This is a genomic window from Pedobacter sp. 01N310, from assembly GCF_056399805.1.
In genome coordinates, this window is sequence record NZ_JBFTSB010000004.1 from 184265 (window position 1) to 208863 (window position 24599).

Annotated in this window: 19 protein-coding genes and 2 tRNA genes; 19 read left to right on the forward strand and 2 right to left on the reverse strand. The window is 39.2% G+C overall.

The window, feature by feature from the left end; translation table 11 throughout:
- Positions 1–412 precede the first annotated feature (412 nt).
- On the forward strand, positions 413–655 hold the full coding sequence (locus tag AC1DNH_RS10765) for a cytochrome b5 domain-containing protein (RefSeq protein WP_477579873.1): 243 nt from the start codon (positions 413–415) through the stop codon (positions 653–655).
- Positions 656–796: 141 nt separating this feature from the next.
- Here the strand turns inward: AC1DNH_RS10765 and AC1DNH_RS10770 are convergent, their stop codons facing one another.
- Positions 797–1717 carry a PfkB family carbohydrate kinase gene (locus AC1DNH_RS10770; protein ID WP_029280619.1) on the reverse strand — a complete coding sequence of 307 codons (921 nt, stop codon included), beginning with the start codon at positions 1715–1717 and terminating at the stop codon, positions 797–799.
- Positions 1718–1975: 258 nt separating this feature from the next.
- Between AC1DNH_RS10770 and AC1DNH_RS10775 the strand changes: the two genes are divergently transcribed.
- A tRNA-Asn gene (locus tag AC1DNH_RS10775) sits at positions 1976–2049 on the forward strand.
- Between the two features lie 59 nt (positions 2050–2108).
- Positions 2109–2411, forward strand: a complete 303-nt coding sequence (locus AC1DNH_RS10780) for a GIY-YIG nuclease family protein (RefSeq protein ID WP_477579875.1) — start codon at positions 2109–2111, stop codon at positions 2409–2411.
- A gap of 119 nt (positions 2412–2530) precedes the next feature.
- Here AC1DNH_RS10780 and AC1DNH_RS10785 read toward each other — a convergent pair whose 3' ends face one another.
- On the reverse strand, positions 2531–3433 hold the full coding sequence (locus tag AC1DNH_RS10785) for a PhzF family isomerase (protein WP_477579876.1): 903 nt from the start codon (positions 3431–3433) through the stop codon (positions 2531–2533).
- 215 nt (positions 3434–3648) lie between these two features.
- Here AC1DNH_RS10785 and AC1DNH_RS10790 point away from each other — a divergent pair, with 215 nt between their 5' ends.
- From AC1DNH_RS10790 to AC1DNH_RS10865, 16 genes are all read left to right on the forward strand, one after another.
- Entirely contained in the window at positions 3649–3972 is a 324-nt protein-coding gene (locus AC1DNH_RS10790) for an ArsR/SmtB family transcription factor (protein WP_057931288.1), read from the forward strand.
- 6 nt (positions 3973–3978) lie between these two features.
- Positions 3979–4446, forward strand: coding sequence for an SRPBCC domain-containing protein (locus AC1DNH_RS10795; RefSeq protein ID WP_477579878.1), 468 nt, complete (start codon positions 3979–3981; stop codon positions 4444–4446).
- Between the two features lie 6 nt (positions 4447–4452).
- Entirely contained in the window at positions 4453–4845 is a 393-nt protein-coding gene (locus AC1DNH_RS10800) for a DoxX family protein (RefSeq protein ID WP_477579880.1), read from the forward strand.
- 46 nt (positions 4846–4891) lie between these two features.
- Entirely contained in the window at positions 4892–5476 is a 585-nt protein-coding gene (locus AC1DNH_RS10805; protein WP_477579881.1) for a YdeI/OmpD-associated family protein, read from the forward strand.
- Between the two features lie 185 nt (positions 5477–5661).
- Positions 5662–6159 (forward strand): hypothetical protein, encoded by a 498-nt coding sequence (locus tag AC1DNH_RS10810; RefSeq protein WP_477579883.1) that lies wholly within the window; start codon positions 5662–5664, stop codon positions 6157–6159.
- Between the two features lie 429 nt (positions 6160–6588).
- The gene (locus tag AC1DNH_RS10815; RefSeq protein WP_477579885.1) at positions 6589–7164 is read left to right on the forward strand and encodes a DUF4256 domain-containing protein; all 576 of its coding nucleotides are present in this window, start codon (positions 6589–6591) and stop codon (positions 7162–7164) included.
- 377 nt (positions 7165–7541) lie between these two features.
- A complete protein-coding gene (locus tag AC1DNH_RS10820) occupies positions 7542–10793 on the forward strand; it encodes a TonB-dependent receptor (RefSeq protein WP_477625374.1) in 3252 nt (1083 codons plus the stop codon).
- Positions 10794–11221: 428 nt separating this feature from the next.
- A complete protein-coding gene (locus AC1DNH_RS10825; RefSeq protein WP_167346157.1) occupies positions 11222–11380 on the forward strand; it encodes a hypothetical protein in 159 nt (52 codons plus the stop codon).
- A 138-nt stretch (positions 11381–11518) separates the two neighbouring features.
- Positions 11519–12088, forward strand: coding sequence for a helix-turn-helix domain-containing protein (locus AC1DNH_RS10830; RefSeq protein WP_477579715.1), 570 nt, complete (start codon positions 11519–11521; stop codon positions 12086–12088).
- 91 nt (positions 12089–12179) lie between these two features.
- Positions 12180–13070: an alkaline phosphatase family protein gene (locus tag AC1DNH_RS10835; protein WP_477579713.1), complete on the forward strand. Its 891-nt coding sequence runs from the start codon at positions 12180–12182 to the stop codon at positions 13068–13070.
- A 154-nt stretch (positions 13071–13224) separates the two neighbouring features.
- Complete coding sequence (locus AC1DNH_RS10840; RefSeq protein WP_477579711.1) at positions 13225–14544, forward strand: DUF5690 family protein; 1320 nt, start codon at positions 13225–13227, stop codon at positions 14542–14544.
- A 334-nt stretch (positions 14545–14878) separates the two neighbouring features.
- Positions 14879–16039: a TIGR03364 family FAD-dependent oxidoreductase gene (locus AC1DNH_RS10845; RefSeq protein ID WP_477579709.1), complete on the forward strand. Its 1161-nt coding sequence runs from the start codon at positions 14879–14881 to the stop codon at positions 16037–16039.
- Between the two features lie 106 nt (positions 16040–16145).
- The gene (locus AC1DNH_RS10850; protein ID WP_477579707.1) at positions 16146–19373 is read left to right on the forward strand and encodes a SusC/RagA family TonB-linked outer membrane protein; all 3228 of its coding nucleotides are present in this window, start codon (positions 16146–16148) and stop codon (positions 19371–19373) included.
- A gap of 18 nt (positions 19374–19391) precedes the next feature.
- A complete protein-coding gene (locus AC1DNH_RS10855) occupies positions 19392–20957 on the forward strand; it encodes a SusD/RagB family nutrient-binding outer membrane lipoprotein (RefSeq protein ID WP_477610209.1) in 1566 nt (521 codons plus the stop codon).
- A 198-nt stretch (positions 20958–21155) separates the two neighbouring features.
- Positions 21156–21232: transfer RNA gene (locus AC1DNH_RS10860), tRNA-Asn, on the forward strand.
- Between the two features lie 391 nt (positions 21233–21623).
- Entirely contained in the window at positions 21624–24182 is a 2559-nt protein-coding gene (locus AC1DNH_RS10865) for a KAP family P-loop NTPase fold protein (protein ID WP_477625375.1), read from the forward strand.
- Positions 24183–24599 lie beyond the last annotated feature (417 nt).

Consider the following 24599-nt stretch of genomic DNA (forward strand, 5'->3'; position numbering starts at 1 on the left):
AGTTTTTGGCGGTTTGCAGCCCCGCCATTCGCTATAGTCCCGATGAAAAAATCGGGAGCTGCCGCTATTGTCGGGTTTAAGAACAGGGATTTATGAACCCTGCAACCCCAAAAATGAAATGCTGTCGTGGCCAACTAGCCCCGGTTGAAGCGATACCCTGCAGCAACGAGGTACGAGGCAGCGAAGTGTAAAAGTGTAAAACGGGAGAGAACTTGGTGTTTTGTAAAAGCCTTGTGCTTCAAATGAGAATAATAAATTGAAATCCCAGCATATAGTCTTCAATTAAGCTCAGGCTGACAATCGCTACTTTTTAACCATATAAGACATAGAAGAATATATAAGCTTATATGGTTCTTATATTTCTTATATGTTTAAATACCTTTTGTTTATCTTCAACCCGAAATTAATTTAAATGGATTTACCCAGCTATACCAAACAGCAACTCGCTTTACGCAACGGACAGGACAAACCTCAAATATGGGTGGCTTATAAAGGTTTGATCTACGATATGACCGATAGCAGGCTGTGGCAGAACGGTAAACATTATGAGCACTGGGCCGGACAAGATTTAACCGACGAGCTGCCTGATGCACCCCATACTGAAGCTGTTTTTGAAAAATTTGTACCGATAGCCGTATTGGCTACACCAAATTGATTTTGGCATGCACAGATGGTGGGTATAAAGATTTTATTCAATAAAAAAGCCGCAGATTTAAAAGAAATTAATCTTTAAATCTACGGCTCAATTTATCTGCAGTACGAAACTGAGAACTGCCTATTGAAAACTGTTAACTGATTAAACTTCTATTGTAAAAGCACTTAAGCTTACAAATTCCTGAATTCTTGCTGCAACTTCTTCATCGGTTAAATTTAATAACCTTTCCGTTCCAAATTTCTCTACGCAGAAAGAAGCCAAAGCAGAGCCATAAATGATCGCATTTTTCATGTTGTTGAAGTTAATTGTACCCACTTTAGCCAAATAGCCGATAAAGCCTCCTGCGAAAGTATCGCCGGCACCTGTTGGATCAAATACTTCTGCCAAAGGCAAAGCCGGAGCTGAGAAAATCTGATCTTCGTGGAATAACAATGCACCATGTTCACCTTTTTTAATGATCAAATATTTTGGTCCCATGGCAAGGATTTTTTTAGCAGCTTTAACCAATGAGTATTCGCCCGATAACTGACGCGCTTCGGCATCATTAATGGTTAATACATCTACCATTTTAATGGTTTCCAATAAATCATCCATCATAATATCCATCCAGAAGTTCATGGTGTCCATTACGATTAATTTCGGGCGGTTTTTAAGGCGTTTGATTACCGTTTGCTGCACCTGTGGGGTTAGGTTGCCTAACATCAGGTATTCGCAGTCTTGATAGCTCTCTGGGATAATCGGATCGAAATTTTCCAGTACATTCAATTCCGTAATTAAAGTATCACGGCTATTCATGTCGTTATGGTATTTCCCTGACCAGAAAAATGATTTTTCACCTGCTTTAATCTGTAGTCCTTCGGTGTCAATACCGTGTGTGGTGAAGGTATCAATATCTGATTGATGAAAATCATCACCTACTACTGCTACAATTTTTGCTTTATTATAAAAGTAGGAAGCCGCTAAACTTGCGTAAGTTGCTGCTCCACCTACAATTTTATCTGTTTTTCCGAAAGGAGTTTCAATAGCATCAAAAGCTACAGTACCTATGATTATCAGGCTCATATCTATGTGTTAATTTTTTTTTAAAATTTTTCACTGCAAATATTGCATAAATAATTTAAAAGCCCTAATATTGCATTCCCAAAACGAACAAGGGTATGTGTGCTATAAAGTGCAAAGAACCTCGTTTTAGGAAACGACCAGGACTCCTTCTTAGCTCAGCTGGTTAGAGTCCCGATGCATCGGGATTAATCAGAGGGCAAGAAAAGATCAGAGGATTTTGATCGGTATTAATGAAACACAACCAGAATAAATAAATATTCCTTCTTAGCTCAGCTGGTTAGAGCATCTGACTGTTAATCAGAGGGTCGCTGGTTCGAGCCCAGCAGAGGGAGCAATTTCAAAGAATAAGCCTTACCACGTCTGGTAGGGCTTTCTTGTTTTTAATATTTTTATGTTTTACTTATATATTTTATATTCCAGTTCTTCTGATAAGTACTATGTTGGCTATACAGAAGATGCCGAAAAACGACTATATGAGCATAACAATAGCGAAAGAACGACCTATACCTCAAAACACCGCCCATGGATTTTGAAGAAATCTATTGCTTTAGGCGAGAATCGTGGTTTCGCTATGAGGATTGAGAAAACGGTTAAAAAGGCAAAGAGCCGATTACTAATTGAAAAAATTGTTTTGGAAATTAATGATTTAAATGAATTAGCTCAGCTGGTTAGAGTCCCGATGCATCGGGATTAATCAGAGGGTCGCTGGTTCGAGCCCAGCAGAGGGAGCCAAAACCCACAACGAAAGTTGTGGGTTTTTTTGCGTTTAGGTGGTATGTGAAGTTATACTGAATGTAGTAAAGCCTTTAATTGTTATATTTTAATTTCAGTTTTAAATACTACTGTAGCATCACCTTTTATCTTAATTAGCGACGGTAGACCATTTTCAATTCCGACGCTAACGCTTATCATTCCGAGCCTGTTTATCTTTTCTCCTTGTTTGCCATTGAATTCGAAGAGACTATCCTTAAAATCAACAATTTTATTTTGTATGAGGTATCCGCCTAATGGTCCATTTGCATTGCCTGTAACCGGATCTTCATTTATTCCGATTGCAGGGGCAAACATTCTTCCATATGTTAATACATCATCATCGTCTGAGTCAAATGTGAATACAAAATAGCCATTGCAATTAATCTGTTTACTTAGATCAATCAAGCTATTGTAATCAGGGGTAAGATTGTTCAGCTTTTCTCTGCTTTTTATTCCAATCATCACTTTCGAATGTCCTGTAGAAGCAATCTGGACCGGGCATCTTTCATCAGTATCAGCATTGTCGAGCTTTAATGCTGATAATATTTGTTGAGTAGTAGCGGTATCGAATATCGGGCTGAGTTCAAATTTGCCCTGGGTCATTATTATCTGATAGTCCCCGTTTTTCTTAATGATCTCAAAAGGCAGTGTACCAATCTTGGTTTTATATCTCAAAATACAAGAGTCTAAACTGTATTCAATGGCTTTTGCGTACATCGCGGCAATTGTAGCGTGGCCACAAATGGGAACTTCTGATGTTGGTGTGAAATACCTGATTAAGCCATCAGAATCATTGTCGTCGGGAGAAAAAAGAAAGGCCGTTTCAGAATTATTTAATTCTTTGGCAATCTGTTGCATTTGAGCATCAGTCAGCCCATCGGCATTCACAACTACGCCCGCCGGATTTCCACTAAATCTCTCTTTTGTAAAAGCATCTATCTGGTATATTTTATACGTTTTCATGGTTTTTTCAGGTTTGTTAAAGGAGATTTCTCCTCTTTTTGCATACACTGATCAAATATATTCAATTTTATAAACGGGACCCTGATGCTTTAATACATATAACGGATGAAACCAAACTTATGACGATCTGTTGAAGAAAGCCGTATTAAAAAAAATTCATAAAAATTTGCGTAGTTAAATGACTACGCTTATATTTGTAGTCAAATAGCTACATAATGAATTTAAGAAGAGATGTATTTCAGGCCATTGCCGACCCTACGAGAAGGGCAATATTGCTTTTAGTTGCTTCACAATCGATGACAGCTGGTGCAATAGCTACCAATTTCGACACTGCAAGGCCAACTGTTTCAAAACACCTGCAGATCCTTACAGAGTGCGAATTGTTAGAGCAAAAACAAAACGGTAGAGAAATTCATTACCACACTAACGCAAAAAAAATGAAAGAAATTGCCGATTTTATTGAGCCGTTCCGCAAGATGTGGGACGACAGATTTAATAAACTGGAAGATATTATGAAAAACTATAAACCAAGCAAATAGCATAACATGGAGCAGAAAACAAAAATTGATGCCGAAAATGGCAAACAGGAAATGATCATTACCAGAGAATTTGATCTGCCTGTAGCATTGCTTTTTAAGGCTTATGTTGAACCTGAAATTATAGCACAATGGATGGGGACAAAAGTACTAAAACTTGAAAACAAAAAGTATGGCAGTTACCAGTTCGAAACTACTGATGCTAAAGGGAGCGTAGCATTTGTAGCCACCGGAGTTATACACGAGTTTATGCCTGATGAAAAAATAACGCGGACATTCGAAATGGAAAATACACCTTTTGGCGTTCAGCTTGAGTTTTTAAAGTTTGATAAATTAACCGATGATCGTAGTAAACTTACTATGCATGTAGTTTATAAGTCAGTGGCATTAAGGGATCAAATACTTGCCTTGCCTTTTGCTCAGGGTATTAATATGGCACATAACCGTTTAGAAAACATTGTAAATCAATTAAAATAGTACATTATGACAAAAAGAAACAAAATTATCTATTGGATTGCCACCGTTTGGCTGTCGCTAGGCATGTTATCAACAGGAATAGTACAGTTGATAAAAATGAAAGAAGAAGTGGCATTGTTTACGCAATTGGGTTATCCACTTTATTTTCTGACTATATTGGGAATTTGGAAAATTTTGGGTGTGGTTGCGGTGTTAATTCCTAAATTTACTTTATTGAAAGAATGGGCTTATGCAGGTTTTTTCTTTGCCATGTCTGGTGCTGTTTTCTCACATATCGCAATTGGCGATACCAGTACTTCAGCATACTTCGGGCCAATATTGCTACTTGTGTTAACTGTAGTGTCGTGGTACTTTAGGCCTGCAGATAGAAAATTAGTTCAGTTAACTAAAATAATTTAAGCCATATGGAAGGAACAGGACAAAGAAACGAACAAATTCGACTGATATGAAAACGAATCCAAAAGTTGATTTTTATTTTAACAAAGCGAAAAGGTGGCAGGAAGAACTGTTGCTGCTACGGACAATTGCCCTAGATTGTGGGCTTACCGAAGAATTAAAATGGGGAGTGCCTTGTTATACCTTACACAACAGCAACATCGTTTTAATACATGATTTTAAAGAATACTGCGCATTTTTATTTTTTAAAGGCGTTTTATTGAATGATACCGCTGGGATCCTGATTCAGCAAACGAAGAATGTACAAGTAGGCAGGCAGGTGCGCTTTACCAATGCCCTCGAAATAGTGGAGCTTAAAGCTATTTTGAAGACCTATATTTATGAAGCCATTGAGGTAGAAAAAGCTGGTTTGAAAGTAGATTTGAAAAAGACTACGGAATATACCGTTCCGGTTGAGTTTCAGCATAAATTAGATCACATTCCAGATTTAAAAGCGGCATTCGAAGCCTTAACGCCCGGCCGTCAAAGAGCTTATCTGCTTCATTTTGCGGCACCCAAGCAAGCTAAAACCCGTGAGGCAAGGGTAGAGAAATTTATGCCACAGATATTAAGTGGTAAAGGATTGGACGATTAGTTTTTACGGGGTTTGTCACCCTATTTGTGGTGTCGGATGTTACCATCTGACACTATTACCTTTCTATTTAATTAATTTCCGTTTTGTGAATTGTGATTATAGTCAGATGGTAACTGACTATAATCAGTGTAATGGGATCCTTCTACCCCGAAATTTATTGCTACATTTAATTACAAAACCGCAATATGGATACTGCATTTTACTTAGAGAAATTTCAAAAAGCAGCTGATCAGCTCGATCAAAAAAAGCTTCGTGAAAAAGAAATCCAGGCCGCTGTTGGAGTGGTTTTGGATTCCGTATTTTTAAAACTCTATAAAAAATCTTGGGCAAGTCCCGAGCAGGATCCCTTAACTGCAGCATCAAGGATTTTCTTTTCCATTTGGATAAATGATGCCATAATTGAGGAACAGAAGATTTATTATAACATTCATGCATTTAAACTGAGGCATCTTAAAGGTTACGTTATACAAAGCAGACAGTTTGCCGATGCATTCAGAAACAGTTTTAAGCTTTTTGAAAGCCAATGGCCAAATGTAAGTGTAAAGTTCGGGCCGCTAACCTTAATGGAAGGTTGGGTAAAAGTGGATCTGATTGATTTTCATGATGAGATTTTAGCGTTAGCCGATAATTTTTTAGCAATAACACATTTGGTTGATGATACGCTTGTTAAATTTAAGAAATAAGGCAGTAAATAATTAATTAGGAATATAGCTCAGGCATTGCACTCCAAACGGAAATTAGTGTTTTTTGAAATTAGGAAATGAGCGGTTTGTGGTTCTTGGAGGCCCTCAGTCCGGCTTTTCGCTTTACTCCGTTACACTTCGTGTTCGCTGCAATCCGGTTTAGGAGCAAGGGTTTGTGCGCCCTGCAACCCCCAAATTGAAAAGCTGCCTTAGCCATTTAGCTCCGGTTGAAGCGTTACCCTGCAGCAACGGGGTATCCCGAACTTTCGGGAAAGCGTAAAAGCAGAAAACGGGAAGAAACTTAGTGTTTTGTACAGGCAATACGCTTCAAAACTATTTAGTGAAAAAGTGCTATTGAGGGGCAGGATAAGCCTTATATTTGATTAGTATATAATTATCGGCGACAGGATTTTAACCAAAATAAACCTGATGAGTAAAATAAATAACAATAAAAAAGAATTGTCGGCAGTGCAAGCCGAAGAATTACTCCATACTTTAAAAGTCCGTTTCGGGAAAAACATGGACCGCCATAAAAGTATTGAATGGGCTAAAGTAGAAGAAAGGTTAGTTGCCAGGCCCGAAAAACTATGGGTGCTTGACGAAATGGAGGTAACTGGTGGTGAGCCCGATGTTGTTGATTATGATAAAAAAACAGGTGAATATATTTTTTACGATTGTTCGGCAGAAAGCCCCAAAGGCCGTAGGAGTATTTGTTATGATTTGGAAGGGCTGGAATCGAGAAAAGAGCACCAACCGGAAAATAATGCTGTTGATATGGCTGCTACGATGGGGGTAGAGCTCTTAACAGAAGAGCAGTACCGTTTTTTGCAGCAACTCGGAAAATTCGATACCAAAACATCAAGCTGGATTGTTTCCCCTCCCGAGATTAGAAAATTAGGTGGTGCCCTTTTCGGCGATCGCCGCTACGATCATGTATTTGTTTACCACAATGGTGCACAATCGTATTATGCTGCAAGGGCATTTCGTGGTTTGTTAAAAGTGTAAACTGATAATTTATAGGTTCATTTGTCATTGGTTCATTAGTTAACAGGGAGAAGAAATTTGTTCTGTTGTTAATTGTTCAAACCGGTTATCATCGTTAAACGTCCAGTTCTAAACGCATGGCCAGTTAATCGACTTTGGACTCCCGACTAGGGATTTCGAACTAAATTGAAACTTCATCAAATCTTCATCTTTCGTTTTCATCTTTGGGCCTTCTGTTCTTCATTATATTCCGGCCTGAAATATTGGTTGTTAAGGAATTGTTTTCTTATTGTATTGTTCTGATTTTCATATTGTTAACGTAATGTTAAACTTAATTTATTGTTAATATTGAATTAACATTAGGACTGTTGTTTTGCATGAAAATAAAACAACAGAAAATGAAATCACGCATACTATCCCTAGTAAGTATTCTGCTGCTCTTGGTCACATTTGCTCAGGCACAAGTTACAACATCTAGTATTAATGGAAAGATTAAGGATAATAAGGGTATCATCCCAGGGGCAACCATTGTGATGATGCACGTTCCAACAGGTACTGTATCTAAAGGTTCGTCAAACGAAAACGGACTTTACCGTATCGGCAACTTAAACCCAGGCGGGCCATACAAAATTACTGTAACCTTTGTGGGTTATAGCCCGGTAGTAAAAGAGAATATTTATTTAACCTTAGGTTCGGATGTAAGGCTCGATCTTGATCTTCAGGAGCAAGGTAACCAATTGGCCGAAGTAAGTATTAAAGGCCAAAAAGGCGGAACAAAATCTGGTGCGGGTACAAGTATCGGCGAAGGTCAGATCAAAACGCTGCCAACCATGAACCGCAGCTTACAGGATGTAACAAGGGTTACTCCTCAAGGCAGTAAAGATAATACCTTTGGAGGAACAAACTTTAGATACAACAACGTGACTATTGATGGTGCAATTAATAACGATGCCATTGGTTTTAGCCCCTCATTAGGTGGGCAAAGTGGAAGCTCGGGTATGCCTGGAAGCAGTACACGCACCAATCCGGTTTCGTTAGATGCCATTCAGGATGTTACCGTTTTACTTTCTCCATACGATGTTAAAGTGGGTAACTTTTTAGGTGGTAGCATTAACGCTGTTACGCGTGGTGGTACCAACGAGGTGGTAGGCTCGGTTTATGGTTATGGCCGTAACGCCTCTTTAATCGGTAGAAATAAAATCGGCGATAACAGCAAAGAGCCCTCCGCTTTTCACGATTACCAAACGGGTTTCCGTGTAGGTTTTCCGATTATAAAAGATAAATTGTTTTTCTTCACCAATGAAGAGATTACCCGCCGTCAGGATCCGGTAATTTTAGGTGCAGGATCGTCTGATATGAAATTGCTTAGCTTAACTGAGGCACAGCAGATTTCTGATCGCATGAAGACAGCTTATGGTGTTGATGCCGGTTCGTTTGGCGATTACAACATCTATTCGCAGTCTAACAAATTCTTTAACCGCTTAGATTGGAACATCAGTGAAAGTACCCAACTAACCATCAGAAATAATACCATCATTTCGAAAGCAACAAACTTAGAAAGAGATCAGTCTAACTTCAGGTTTGGCGGTATCGATTTCAGACAGAACAATAATCAGACATCAACTGTTGCCGATCTTAAAACCCGTTTCGGAAATTCAGCTACCAACAATTTAATTGTAGGTTATTCTACCGTTCACGATTATCGTGATCCGCTATCCAATCCGGCTTTGCCGCAGATTGAGATTGCTTCTAATGGAGGAACATTGTTTTTAGGTACCGACCGTGAGGCAAGTATCTTCAACATGAAACAGAATACTTTCGAATTTACCGATAACTATACTTTCAGCAAGGGGAACCATACTTTTACCTTTGGTACGCACAACGAGTTTTATAACATCAACTATGGTTTCGTAAACTCATGGAATGGCCGTGTGGCTTATAGCAGCATCGCCGATTTCTTGGCCAACCAGCCAAACAGGGTACGTACAAGTTATAATTATGATGACAATACGCGTGATCACATTATTGCGAATCCAACTGCAGAGTTTAATGTGAACATGTACAGTGTTTATGGTCAGGATGAAATCCGTATTGGCGACCGTTTCAAATTAACACCGGGTTTACGCTTTGATATGGCTGATTTACCCAATATGCCGTCACTGAGTCCAAAAACAACTAATTCTCCGGTTGATGCAAATTATGGTACAACCTATACTTACACACAACCATCATCAATTACCGGGAAATTCCTGAACAAAATCCAGATTTCTCCACGTGTTGGCTTTAATTTCGATGTGTTGGGTAACCAAAGTTTGGTTATGCGTGGTGGTACCGGCTTGTTTACCAGTCGTGTTCCTTTTGCATGGATCGGTTATGCATATTACAACAATGGTGTAAACTATGGCGCTTTCGATAAATCGTACGTTTATGCCAATGCTGATCCTACCAAAATTGTAAAGCCAGTAGCGGGTACCGATCCGATCAGAGATGCTTTAACAGGTAATGGTGAAGCTGGTTATGTTACTAATCAAGGTGTTAATGTTAAAGATGCTAAAGGTGCAACACAGGTAGATTTGGTGGATAATAACTTTAAAATGCCAAAAGCATGGAGAAGTAATTTAGCCTTCGATTATAAAACAGACGACCAGTGGAAATTTACAGTGGAGGGAATCTTTAGTCAGGTGATTAAAGATGTGCAGTTTCAGCAGATCAACTATGTGGATAATCCTACTTACATGGCTTATGATACCCAGAAACAGCAGCCTATTTATTCAGGCACCAAAATTAATCCTTTATATACCAATGCCTACCTATTATCAAACACTGATAAAGGATATAAATATAGCTTAACCGCTCAGGTGAGTAAATCACTTCCTGTCGGTTTAGATATGATGGTGGCTTATACCTACGGACGATCGAAAGATATTGCCAATGGTATCCGTAATTCAATGGAATCTAACTGGCAGTTAAACCAGGCCCTTAGTCCAAATAACCCAGGCTTGGCCTATTCTAATTTCGATATCCGTAACAGGATTATTTCGACCATCAATTACAGATTAGATTGGGCTAAAAACGGTAAATATGTATCTAACTTCTCCTTGTTCTTCAGCGGCCAGTCAGGTTCTCCTTATTCATTGGGTTTAGTGAATACCAGGATCAATGGAACTGGCCAAACCGTAAGTTTGATGTATATTCCGGCTGTAGGCGAAACACAAAAGTTCTTTGCCAACAACGCAGCAGGAATTGCGCAAGCTGCCGCATTTGATGATTATATCAATAACGATAAATACTTAAGTACCCGTCGTGGCGATTTTACAGAGCGTAATGGTGCACGCACCCCTTGGAATGTTCAGGCCGATTTCCGCTTCTCTCAGGATATTCAGGTGGCAAAAGGAAAGCATCCACATGTACTTACCTTAACTTACGATATTATTAACCTCACCAATTTGGTAAATAAAGATTGGGGAATTCAATATTTTTCTCCTAATACTTATAATTCAATGGCAAGTGTAGGTATTAAGGTGGCAACTGCAGGTACACCAACCGCATATCCGGTATATACCTTTGCACAGAAAGATGTAACCTCTTATTCAAAAGATTTCTTTGCCTCACGTTACCAGATGCAATTGGGATTAAGATATAGTTTCTAATCTTTTTTAATATCAATATACAACGGTCTGACCTAAACAAGGTTGGGCCGTTTTTTTTGTGAGGCGATGGGCACCCATGGTGAGAATTCTATTTACTGCAAAAGCCGCAAACCATAAATTTTATAAAAATTAATATAAATGACAGAATTAATCTACGCGTAAAAATTCTCTGAAGTTGCCGTCATTTCGAGCGGAGTGCAACGCAGTCGAGAACCCAAAGGCTCAGCGAAGCAAAATCTGTCTAGATAGATCTCTCCTCCGAAGGAGTTCCTTTGGAACACTTCGCGTTGCTCCGGTAGATGACGACCGTTTGAAAACGCTGAAAATCTTTCTGATATAACCAATTAAACCTTTTCTATCCTTCCTCCGTCAAAATAAAACACACAGCATAAAGCTTGATTTATTTTTCACTTTTAAAAGGTTAGGTTATGAAAAGGATTGTAAATGCATTACTCTTATTGGTTATGGCGGTTAATTTTAGTGCATGCGTGGTGAGCGCACGTGCACCAAGGGCACACTGGGTACGCGGGCATTATAATATTGGCCCTCATGGCGGTCGGTATTGGGTGCCCGGGCATTACCGTTAATTTTTGCTATCGCCGCCATAAAAAGGCGGCGATTGTTTTTATAAGCACGTTAAAATGTAATTCCGTAACTAATGCGATTGTTGATTTAGATTGTAGGAATAAAATAATACATTAGCGTTATTAACACGATTTTAGCATATGCAAGAAGAAATTCTTTTACAGATTAGCCTTAAAATTAAAGAAAGACGTAAAGAACTGGGGATTACCGTTCAGGAGCTTGCAGATAAAGCAGAGGTAAGCAAGGGGCTGATCTCTCAAATCGAAAATAGTCGTACCATTCCGTCTTTAATGGTATTAATGGATATTATTAAAAGTCTGCAGATAGATCTGAACAGTTTTTTTAAGGATATCAATTTTCATAAAAAAGATGCCCCCGTTCTGGTGAAACGAAAAGATCAGTACCAGAAGTTCGAAAAAGAACAGGCTGTAGGTTTTAACTACTCGCGTATTTTAACTAAGAATATTAAGTTTTCGACTGCCGATTTTGTACTGCTCGAGCTCGAGGTGAATGCGCATCGCCCAATGGTGAAAACCGAAGCCTTCGAATTTAAATACATGATAGAAGGTAGGGTAGAATATCAGTTTTCGAAAAAGAAAATCATACTCGAAAAAGGAGACTCTATGCTTTTCGATGGAAGGCTTTCTCACACCCCGGTTAATATTGGCGATAGCAGGGCGCTAATGCTGGTGATTTATTTTTTTGAATAACATTTATGTAAACAAAGTTTATTAATACTTAACAAATACTTATCTTCATCTTTATAAACCAATCTTAGGTTTGGTAATAGAAAATATGAATATGAAAAGATTTTTGAAAAGTACTTTACTGTTACTTTGTTTATGTGCATTTGCCCAGGCGCAATCAAGAAAAATTAAACATGTTGTCTTAATTGGTTGCGATGGTTTTGGTGGTTACGCTTTGCCCGAAGCGAATATGCCTAATCTTAAAGCACTAATGGCTAACGGCTCGTGGACTACACAGGCACGTTGTGTATTGCCATCTTCCAGCGCTGTAAACTGGGCTTCCTTATTAATGGGTGCTGGACCAACCGAACATGGTTATACCGAATGGGACAGTAAAGTGCCCGAAATCCCATCCATCACCAACACATCTTATGGTTTGTTCCCTGGGATATTTAGTGTAATCAGAGATCAAAAAAAACAGGCTAAAACGGCTATTGTGTATAGCTGGAGCGGGATTGGTTATTTATTTGAAAAAGAAGCAGTAAACATCATCGTTAGCGGAAACGATAAAGATGATTTTTGCACCGATACCACTGTTGCGATTATCAAAAAAGAAAAACCTTATTTTACCTTTTTGCATTTAGACGAGCCTGATGGTACAGGGCATTCAATCGGTCACCGTACACCAGCTTATTATAAACAACTGGAGTTGGTAGACCAGCGGATAGGTAAAATTGTAAAAGCGGTTAACGATGCAGGCATAGCTGATGAAACCGTTATCCTGGTTACTGCCGATCACGGTGGTAAAGGTAAAGGCCATGGTGGTAAATCGCTTGATGAAGTGCAGATCCCGTGGATTATTTCGGGCCCTGGTATTCGTAAAAACCACGAATTAAAAGATGCAATTATTACCTACGATACAGCCGCAACACTGGCCTGGTTAATGAGGCTGCAACAACCGCAAAGTTGGAGAGGAAGGCCGGTATTAGAGGCTTTTACGAAATAAAATACAAGTCCTACATGGTAAAAATTTAACAATTTGATAATCTTGACATTGTTTACTAATAATAAACAATGTTTACTATTGTGTTTTTAAAAAATACATATGTCAATCAAATTAGTGGTGCTCGGTATGATAAACAAAATAAGCTGATATTAGGATGAGTTTGCTTCATCTTGCCCGCAAAAAAGCACTTAATTGGCCTTATTGGTTAATTACAATGCTTGGTGGCATAGCAGCATTTGGTTGTTATACCAGTATGTATGCCTTTCGTAAAGCTTTTGCTTCTGCTACTTTTGAGCATCAGGAATTTCTGCATATCGATTATAAAGTTTGGTTGGTTATTGCACAAATGGTAGGTTATACCTTAAGTAAGTTTTATGGTATCCGTTTTATTTCCGAATCGGGGAAAAGTAACCGGGCAAGGAGCATCATTTTTCTGATCCTTTTTTCTTGGCTAGCCCTGCTCGGATTTGCTTTGGTACCTGCTCCTTACAATATTGTATTTCTTTTCCTCAATGGTTTCCCTTTGGGCATGATCTGGGGTTTGGTATTCAGTTATTTGGAAGGAAGAAAAACAACCGAATTTATGGGTGCGTTGATGTCGATCAGTTTAATATTTGCCTCAGGTTTTGTTAAAACTGTAGCACGTACGCTGATGTCGTTTGCTTTGGTAACCGATTATTGGATGCCTTTTCTTACCGGACTGGTTTTTCTGCTTCCGCTGTTCCTGTTTGTTTTTTGTCTGGAGGTTATTCCGCCGCCTTCAAAAGAAGATCAGGAGTTACGTACCAAGCGGGTGCCAATGGATGCGAAACAGCGCAGAAAGTTTATCACAACATTTTTGCCAGGTATCATCTTAACCATTATCATCTACGTACTGCTTACCTGTATCCGCGATATGCGCGATAATTTCGAAGTAGAAATCTGGAATGGCTTAGGTATTCACAACAACCATATCTACACGCAGATTGATACCCTGATTTCGGTTGTGGTCTTGGTAATGATGGGGCTTTTGATCCTGATTAAAGATAACCTCAAAGCTTTTACCGTGATCCATATCATGATTATTTCGGGCTGTTTGCTAATTGGCGTAAGTACATTCTTTTTTGATAGGGGCTACATTGGGCCTGTTAGCTGGATGGCTTTACTGGGAATGGGACTGTATATGGCCTACATTCCCTATAATGCTATTTTCTTTGAACGGATGATTGCCAATTTTCATTACAAGAGCAACATCGGTTTTATTATGTATGTGGCCGATTCTATTGGTTACGTAGGTAGCTTTTCAATACTCCTGTTTCATGAGTTCGGTGATACGAATGCCAGCTGGATGCACTTTTTTAAACAGTGTTTGTTTGCTATACCATTAATTGGCGGGGTGTGTAGTGTACTTTCTTTGATCTATTTTAGAAGAAAAACTTTGGTTACAAACAAAAAGATGCAGGCGGCTGGGAGTGTAATTTTAGCAGGAAAGTGAAAAGATGTTTTTTTTGGATGTCATTTTTTGCCATGTAAGGAATATAAGGTCATTTAAGCTTATATGTTTCTTACATTTCTTAAATGGTAGAAGTATAGGGCGCGGAGGTCCTCAAGAGATCGTCATTCTCAACTTGACTGGGAACCAAGTAGTGCTCATGAATGCTTATGAAGAAAAGAAAGCTTATGTATAATCGTAATGCAATAAGCTTTAAGATTCCCGCCTGCGCGGGAATGACGCGTAATTTTTAAAAGATAAAGTAGCTAAACAATATTAACTCAACATTGATGTCTGGATGAATTAAAAATATCCTGAGATCAGCAAAAAATAAACAATGAATAAACATTTCGATCTTATTGTAATTGGTGGAGGGATTTTAGGAACATTCCATGCTTACCATGCTTTACTTTCGGGCAAATCGGTACTACAGCTCGAAAAAGACAATTTTCCGGTTGGCGCTACGGTACGCAATTTTGGTCAGGTGGTACCCTCGGGTATGGAAGCCGAGTGGTTCGAATATGGTGTGGCTGGCCTAGATATTTATAAATCGATTCAGCAGGAATTCGATATTTCCGTGCAGCAAAATGGTAGTGTGTACATCGCATCAGATAACGATGAGCAGACCTTAATCCATGAGCTGAAAGCACATTACGATACCATCGGTTACGAAACCGAATTGCTTAATCAGGAAGCGGTTTTAAAGAAATATCCTGCTATTAAATCTTCTTATGCCAAAGAAGCCATCTTTTTCCCCCAGGAAATTAGTGTAGCACCAGATCAAATGATCTACCGCCTGCATGAATATATGCAGACTAAGTTTGCACAATACACACTTAAATACAACAGTCCGGTTACCGCCTGCGAAAGCAAAGGCACTGGTGTTGAAGTAGGTTTAAGAAACAATACTGAACTTTTTACGGCAGAGAAAGCCATTATCTGTAACGGTTACGAATTTAAACTGCTTTATCCCGATCTGTTTAGTGAGAGCGGTATTGTGGTTAGTAAGCTGCAGATGATGCGCAGTATACCTATGCCAGAAGTAGCTTTAACAGGTAATATTTTAACAGGGCTAACCACCAGGCGTTACGAGAGTTTTGAACACTATTGCCCTTCTTTCAAAAGCATTAAAACCCCTGAGCATTACGAAGAGCTAAAAAAATGGGGTATCCATATCCTGTTTAAAAAGGCTGCAGATAATACGATCATTATTGGCGATTCGCATGTGTATGCCGATGTAAACCATTTCGACGATCTGGGTTTCGATTTAAGCCACCACATTAATGAGCTCATGCTCGAAGAAGCAGCCCGGATAGTTGATTTCGATGTGCGCAAACTGCAAAGTATCTGGGCCGGATTTTATCCGCAGCACGCAACAAAACATATTGTAACTTACGATCTCGACGATCGTATCCATATCCGTACAGCTATTGGCGGTAAAGGAATGACTGCTAGTGCAGGCTATGCCGCAGAAAGCATTAAGAAAATATTTAGTTAACAAATACTAAACAAAAATAGGGTATTTTGTTAACTAAAAGTTGGCATTAGGCTAACATACACATCTTATCATTGCATCTATAAAACCTAAAAAAAATTATAGATAAATGAAACATCTCTACAAGATGAAGATGTGCATGGTAGCTTTGCTGTTACTGTGCCTCACGCCTTATTTTTCCTGGGCACAAACAAAAATAGCTGGTCTGGTTAAAGACGATGCGCAGCAGCCGATCCCAGGCGTTAGCGTAATGGTAAAAGGGACTAAAAAAGCTACTTCTACCGATTTATCGGGCCGCTTTACACTTGATGCCAAAACAGGTGAAACACTTGTTTTTAGTTCGATCGGATTTCTTCCGCAAGAAGTTCAGGTTACTGGCGCAAACCTTACCGTAACTTTAAAAACAGACTCGAAAAATTTAAATGAGGTAGTGGTTACCGCCCTCGGTATCCGTAAAGAGAAAAGAAACCTGGGCTATGCCATTCAGGAGGTAAAAGGAGCCGATCTGGTAAAAGCCAGGGAAGCTAATCCGGTAAACGGATTGGTGGGTAAGGTTGCCGGTTTAACTGTTGGGGTATCTTCAGAACTTTTGGGCCGTTCGTCGCTTTACCTTCGCGGTAACGATGTTAATTTAGTTGTCGTAGATGGGGTGCCGATCAATTCGGATACCTGGAACATCAATCCCGATGATATTGATACTTATACCGTGCTTAAAGGCCCGGCAGCAGCGGCACTTTATGGTTATCAGGCTTATAATGGTGCATTATTAATCACCACTAAAAGAGGTAAACTGAGCGACAAAGGTTTTACTGTAGAACTAAATTCGAGCACGCAGTTTAACAAAGGGTTTATCGCTTTGCCGAAAAGCCAGGACGAGTACGGGCCAGGTGAGCACAGTGCATACGCTTTTGGTGATGGAAAAGGTGGTGGCTTAAATGATGGTGATTACGATATCTGGGGACCAAAATTCGACGGTCAGTTGATTCCTCAATATGATAGCCCGATTGTGAACGGCGTGCGCCAGGGTACGCCTTGGGTAGCCCGTGGAAAGGATAACTTAAAGCGTTTTATCCAAACCGGATTGCTTTCTGCAAACAACGTTGCCTTATCTTCTGCAACAGATAAGTATAATTTAAGGGTTTCTATTTCCAATAATTATCAAAAAGGAATTATACCGAACACACAATTAAACATCAACAATTTTAATGTGAGTGGCTCGTATAACATCAGTCCGAAATTAAGAGCCGAAGCCTACATCAATTATAGCCGCCAGTTTTCTGATAATATTCCTGATGTAAATTATGGACCGAACAGTGTGATTTATAACATGACCCTTTGGGGCGGTGCCGACTGGAATATCGACGATATGAAAAACTACTGGCAGCCGGGCAAAGAAGGAATCCAGTCTATTTACGCCGAGTACCAGCGTTACCACAACCCTTATTTTTTATCTTACGAGTGGTTACGCGGACATAAAAAGAACGATATTAACGGTTATGCCTCTCTAAACTACAATGTAACCAAAGGATTGGATGTATTGCTGAAAACGCAGATCTCTACTTACGATCAGTTAAGGACCGAGAAAATGCCGTTTTCTGCTCACCCATACGGACGTGAAGAAGGTTTGGGCGATTACAGGGAAGACCGCCGCAGCATGTTCGAAAACAATACGCAATTGATTTTAAAGTACAATAAAAATATTGGCGATTTATTCGAAATCAGTGCTTTTGGTGGTGGTAATGCCCGCAACTTCAGTTACAATTCGAGCTTTACCACAACCGATTATTTAAATGTTCCAAATGTATATAACTTCTCGAATTCTAAAAACCCGGTAAAAGCATTCGATTTCAATTCACAAATGTTGGTGTTAAGTGCTTTTTACTCAGTTGATTTGAGCTTTAAAAAGTACCTGAACATCAATACCACTGGCCGTGTAGATAAAAACTCTGCACTTCCTCCAGGCAACAATTCAGCATTCTATCCTTCGGTTTCGCTAAGCTCGGTAATCTCCGATTATGTAAAAATGCCTGCTTTTATTTCATTTGCAAAAGTAAGGGCATCGTATGCAAACGTTAAAGATCCAGGTTTGGGCACACAGGAATTTATTGGTGCAACGCCTCTGCAAACTTATCCAATTGGTTATGGTGCAGAATATACTTCGTCATATGGTGGTCCTGGTTATGGTCTTTCTTCGCCATACAGCATCAGGCCAACCTACAATAACCAAACAGGTGCCTATTATACCAACAACCTTATCGATCTGAATGCAGTAAAAGCGCAGAGCAGAACCAATTACGAAGGTGGTATCGATCTGAAGTTCCTTAAAAACCGGTTAGGTTTCGAAGCTACATATTTCAGGTATATCGATGGGCCGAAAATTATCAGACAAAATATCTCAGCAGCAACAGGTTACCAAACCAATACCATCAACGGCCGTAAAACGCAAAACAGTGGAGTGGAGTTAAGTTTATCTGGTGCACCAATCATGACCGACAAATTTGGCTGGGATGTTATGATCAACTGGTCTACCTATAAACAGATTTACAAAGAACTTGCCCCGGGCGAAACATCGGTTGATCAATTCTTTAAAACCGGCGACCGTATCGACAATATCTATGGTTCTGTTTTAGCTAAAACACCAAGCGGACAGGTGATTCATACTTCAAGCGGAACACCGGTTTCGTTACCGGTTAACCAGCTGCTGGGGCATGCCGATCCAAACTGGGTATGGAGCATCGGTAACAAATTCAGGTATGAGAATTTCTCATTCAGTTTCCAGTTAGATGGTAAAGTGGGTGGAGTAATGCAAGATTATGTGAGGTTAAAATCGTTCCAGGGCGGTCGTCAGATCGAAACCATCCAGGGTAAAATGGGCGAAGCCAGATATCAGGATTACCTGCGTGTAAACGATCCAACTTATAAAGGCACCTGGGTAGGCGATGGTGTGGTGGTTGCCAATAACGGTAAGCTCAATTTCGATCCGGTTACGGGTGTAATTACCAATTATGGTGACCTAACTTTTGCGCCGAATACCACTCCGCAGTTGTTGCAGGATTATCTGGGCGTTTTTTATGGTGCCAAAGAGAACACCATGATGAGCCGCACCTATGCCAAGTTGCGCGAAGTAACTTTTGGCTACCAATTGCCTAAGAAACTATTGGAGCGCACGTTTATCAAATCGGCCAATATTTCGGTAGTGGGACGTAATCTCCTGTACTTTATCAATTCTACTTATAACGATGTGGATGTAGATCAGTACTCGGGCAGAGAAGGTACCTCTACACTGCAAACACCAACTACAAGAAGTATAGGTTTTAACCTGAATGTTACTTTTTAACCTTTAGCAATAAGTATTATGAAATCAATATATAAAATCCTGTTCCTCTTCATTATCGTGGCTGTTTGCGGCGGGTGCAAGAAAGAATTTGAAGAAAATTTTAAAAATCCGAACCAGGCCGAAACCGTTCCGCCAAACTTATTATTGAACGGTATTTTGTTCGATATGTACGAAGCGCCTTTTTCGGGCTCAGAAAGATGGAACCAGTACACTGCAGCCAATTATTTCTATTACGCAACCAATAACTACGATTGGACAGGTGCTTCGTTAGATTACACGACTTTGAAAAATGTGGTAAAAATGGAAGAGGAAGCCAACCGTTTAGGCGGTGCGGTAGCTAAGCCTTACCTGGCACTTGCTAAATTCTTTAAAGCGTATTATTTTGTGAAAATGAGTTTGAAAGTGGGCGATTTACCAATGACTGACGCCTTAAAAGGTTTCGCCAACTTAACCCCGAAGTACGATACCCAAAAAGATATTTTTAAACAATCGTTAACCTGGTTAGAAGAATCGAACAACGATTTATCGGCTTTAATTGTTGCAGGCAACAAGGAATTAAAAGGCGATATCTACCTTAAAAATGACCTGGTAGCCTGGCAAAAGGTGGTGAATACCTTTAAATTACGGACTTTGATCAATTTGAGCACAAAAGCAGATGATGCCGACTTACAGGTAAAACAACAATTTGCTGCGGTATTGGGCAACCCGACCAAATATCCGGTTATGGAGAGTATGGCCGATAATCTTCAGTTTGTGTATAACGAGAGTTTTAACAAATACCCGAACAATAAAGATAATTTTGGTAATGATGCCCTGCGTTACAATATGGCTGGTACGTATTTAAATACGCTTTCGACCCTTAAAGATCCCCGGGCCTACATGGTTGCTGAGCCGGCAAGAGGAATAGCCGAAGCCAATGGTTACGCCATTACCGATTACCGCAATTTTATTGGTGCACCTACAGGTGAAGATCAGGGGATAATGTTGGATAAGGTACAGAAGGGACTGTATTCGCTGATTGGCCGTTATCGCTATTATAGTGGTTATACAGCCGAAAATACTTTTATCATTGCTTATCCTGAGCTTTGTTTTATCAAAGCAGAGGGCATTAACCGCGGTTGGGCTACTGGCGATGCCGAAAGCTGGTATAAAAAAGGGATTCAGGCTTCTGTTAGTTTCTATGGTATTAAAGACGGTGTTAATGTGGTCACCTTTTTGAAAAAGGATGGGAAGCTGGGCGAATTTGAAAATTTTAATATTAATTTCTCTTTCGAAAGCGATTATTATTCGCAGGCTGCGGTTAAATATGCCGGTAATACAGCCGATGGTTTAAAGCAGATCCTGACACAGAAATACCTGGCTTATTTCCGTAATTCGGGCTTCGAAGCTTACTATCAGTACCGCAGAACAGGTGTGCCAACTTTCGATTTAGGTCCTGGCGTAGGTAATAGCAACAGGATTCCCAAGCGTTTTCAGTACCCCAATATCGAAAGAACAACCAATGGCGAAAACCTAAAAGTAGCATTGCAACGTCAGTATAATGGTGTAGATGATATTAACCTTGCGCCTTGGATTGTTAAATAGAAGAGGGTAACCTGTTGATATTCAGTTTTAAATCTGCAAAACGATCCTCCGCCGTAAAGGGAGGATCGTTTTCTTAAATAATAATTGAATTAATTTTTGCATAAATAGTTTAAAAGCGCTAATATTGCACTCCCAAAACGAACAAGGGTATTTAACTGCAAAGTGTAAATAAACCTCGTTTTAGGAAACGACCAGTACTCCTTCTTAGCTCAGCTGGTTAGAGCATCTGACTGTTAATCAGAGGGTCGCTGGTTCGAGCCCAGCAGAGGGAGCCAAAACCCACAACGAAAGTTGTGGGTTTTTTGCGTTTAGGGCTGGGCGAGAAGTCTATCCTGAGCGCAGACGAAGGGAGCCCAGCAGAGGGAGCCAAAACCCAAAATAAATTTGTAGGTTTTTTGCGTTAATAACTTTTTAAAGTAAATATTTCTTTTTAGCTCAGCTTCGTTGAAGATTGGTTTATAGTTGATTTTCCTGTGTATTTCAAAATTTATTGATAGCTTTAATCAATCTAACCCTCACGCTCATGAATTCTAAATTCTTGTTATCTTCCATCAGAGCTTATACTCCTAAGTTTACAGTGTTCTCTGTCAAAAGCCAGGATCAATATAGCCTTGGCTTACTTGATGACATCTTTAAACAAGAACTTTCCAGAATAAATAAATAATAATGGGAAGAAAAACATTAATTCTGATTGGTGCTATCACCATTTTTTTGCTCTTTTATACCCAATTAATTGGAGCTTTTGATGAAAAAGTTGTAAGTCCTTGGTTGTCGAAGCTTAAGTATGATTGGATAGCATGGCTACTTATGGTACTGATAGAGATTGTCATCTTACAGTTTATAATTCTACTTAGAGACGAGCAAAAGGTTAATGACTTTACTATGGCCACTAGTTCATTTCTTTTGGCAATATATATATACCACCGATGTTTTTCTGATCGCTACAAGTTCTACTCAGCGAGTTGGGCACCAGAGCTTAAATATGCTGATTTTGTACTTTTGCTGTTAATGGGGATATTCATATTGGGAATTTTGGACCGAATGAAGAGGAAAGAAGATCCAATATTTGAAGATGATCCTTTTGGCGTAGATGCTCCAATCAGTACCAGTAGCAAAGATTTATTTGGAAGAACCGTTTTCGCAATCAGGATGGCTAAAAAGATACAGTCCAAACTTGACAATTCATATCTAGGTTCGCTTGCGATCGGTATTACAGGCAACTGGGGTTCTGGAAAGACCTCTTTTCTAAATCTAATAAAGTCTTCCATCGACGAAAGGGGCAGAATCATAATGGATTTTAATCCATGGAGAAGTTCTACTCCTGCGAAAATCATAACAGATTTTTTCGATCAGCTTACATCGGAGCTGATCAAATATGATCCCAAACTGTCACGGGAAATGTCAGCCTATGCAGAAAAGCTAACAGAAATAGAAGATGGGTGGGTAGCGGAGTCTGTCAAAGCAGGAGCTGATTTTGTTTTCGGCGGAAACATCGATGGAGTCAATTATGATGAGATCAATAATTCCCTAGCTGGCATAGAAAAACAGATCATTATTTTTATCGATGATCTGGACCGTCTTGAAAATCGAGAAATCATGGAGGTGCTTAAGGTGATTCGAAACACGGCAAGTTTTGTTAATCTAGTTTATGTAGTTGCATATGATAGAGCGTATGTTATTGAAGGGCTTGGTAAGCTCAATAGCCATCGATGTGAGCAGTATTTAGAGAAAATTTTTCAATATGAATTTGCCCTTCCAGAGGTGGCACCTTATGTTATAAGGAATACATTAAGATTAATGCTTAAAGAATCTTTCAAGGGTAGAGGAAAAGATGGATTTATCGATGCATCAGTAGATTATACCAATACTTCTAGTGTCAATTTTACTGATCGGATGGTAACCACCCCTCGAGCTGTTATCAGATTGACCAATGCAATTGATTTCGAAATATATGATGTGATTAGGGAAGTTAGCTTTATTGATTTTTACCTTGTCCAGCTTATGAAGCTTGCATACTTTAAAGTGTATCAGATACTTGCAGTACATAACGATATTTTCTTCGTAAATGAAAAAGGAAAACTTAGACTGAGGGAGCTCGGGGAAACGGATTCCAACTTCGACGATATTGGAATGTTGCTTTTCGAGAACAATGAAAAAAAAATAAAAGATGATGGTGCAGGTGATGAAACTTGGTTTGAATTTTATCTAAAGGATGTCCTAAAATTATCAAAATTGGAAAGGGATCTTCTTATTGATCTCATGGCTTCTTTGTTAATTGAAAAAGATTTTAGAATAAATTCAGATCGTGCAGACTATAAATCTTTCTTATATCAAGTGAATTTTCCCAAATATTTCATGATTAGTTCTTTTGAACTTGAAATATCCTATCGCGAATTTGAAGATGCCAGAACCGGAGAACTAGATGCTTATTTAGAAAAAGTAAGAACGTGGGTGGCCGATCCCAATAAGAAATCTGAACTCGAAAGGAGGTTTGCTGCGATTACCGAATTCGATAATGTTGATGAATGGAAAAATCACATCAGTGCTTTGATAGAGATAGCTAAGGCCGACATTGCGCATAAAGGAGTGTATGCCATGAACTACAAACAATTAGTCGAAACATTTGCCTATCCTGCTACAAAGTTCAAACAGGATGATTTCTTTGGGAACGAAGAAAATTACAAGAAATACATCGAAAACTTCTTTGCATCTGCCGAGAGCCCATATATTCTAGAAGCGTATGTTCTAATGGCCGCGATTGCTGGTACATCCGGTTTTCCAATGACTACAAAAGAAATTGAAGACCAACTATTTATGTATTTTAATAAATATTGCTCTGATAATGAAGTGATTACTCAGGAATTCCGTTCCCTTCATCAAGCGGTGATCAGAAAAACAGATACGATAGATAAGAGCTATCCTAGGCAAGAAAGAGCCGAAAAACTATTCAAAGAGTATTTTATAAAAAATCTTACTGCGTGTGATTTAGGAGGTTTCATTGAGAAATACTTTGATCCCAATGACAGTTATTATCAGTTCGCTGATGAATGGGTGAACAATATATTCGGTTCTAGGGAAAAGCTGATCGAGCATGTGAAAAGTTCTAATAAGATCGATAAAGAGTCTGCTTGCTTCAAGGAATTTATGGAATTCAACGATGCAGTGACTGTCAGCAAGTACCCAGCAATTAAATATGTCCTTCCGCATTTGAAGAAAGATATTTAATTCTAAAATAGATTTGTTTTCGAAACAATTTATTGGACCATACCTTACCTTTCAAATTACAATGAGATTTTGACCAAATATTTGGCATGGGAGATTTAGAATGCAAATTGTTAATCTTTAAGGTTGAAGGATCTCTAGGTTTAAACAAAAACATTCCCCTTTAGCGTAACTTTTTTTAACTTATCTGTCTAATATCAAAATTTATCAACTCAACCAAATAAATGACGTCTCGAAAGAAAATAGTTATCGCATTGATCATCCTAGTTTTTACAGTAATGGCATTGCGAGAGACCCCGTATGTGGATTTGAACTTTTATCGATCTTACACTGAGTCATCCTACAATTCAACCATAAATACAAACAGTTCCTTTGTCAAGGTAGGGGATTCCAGCACAAAATCTGCACCTGCTTTCAATT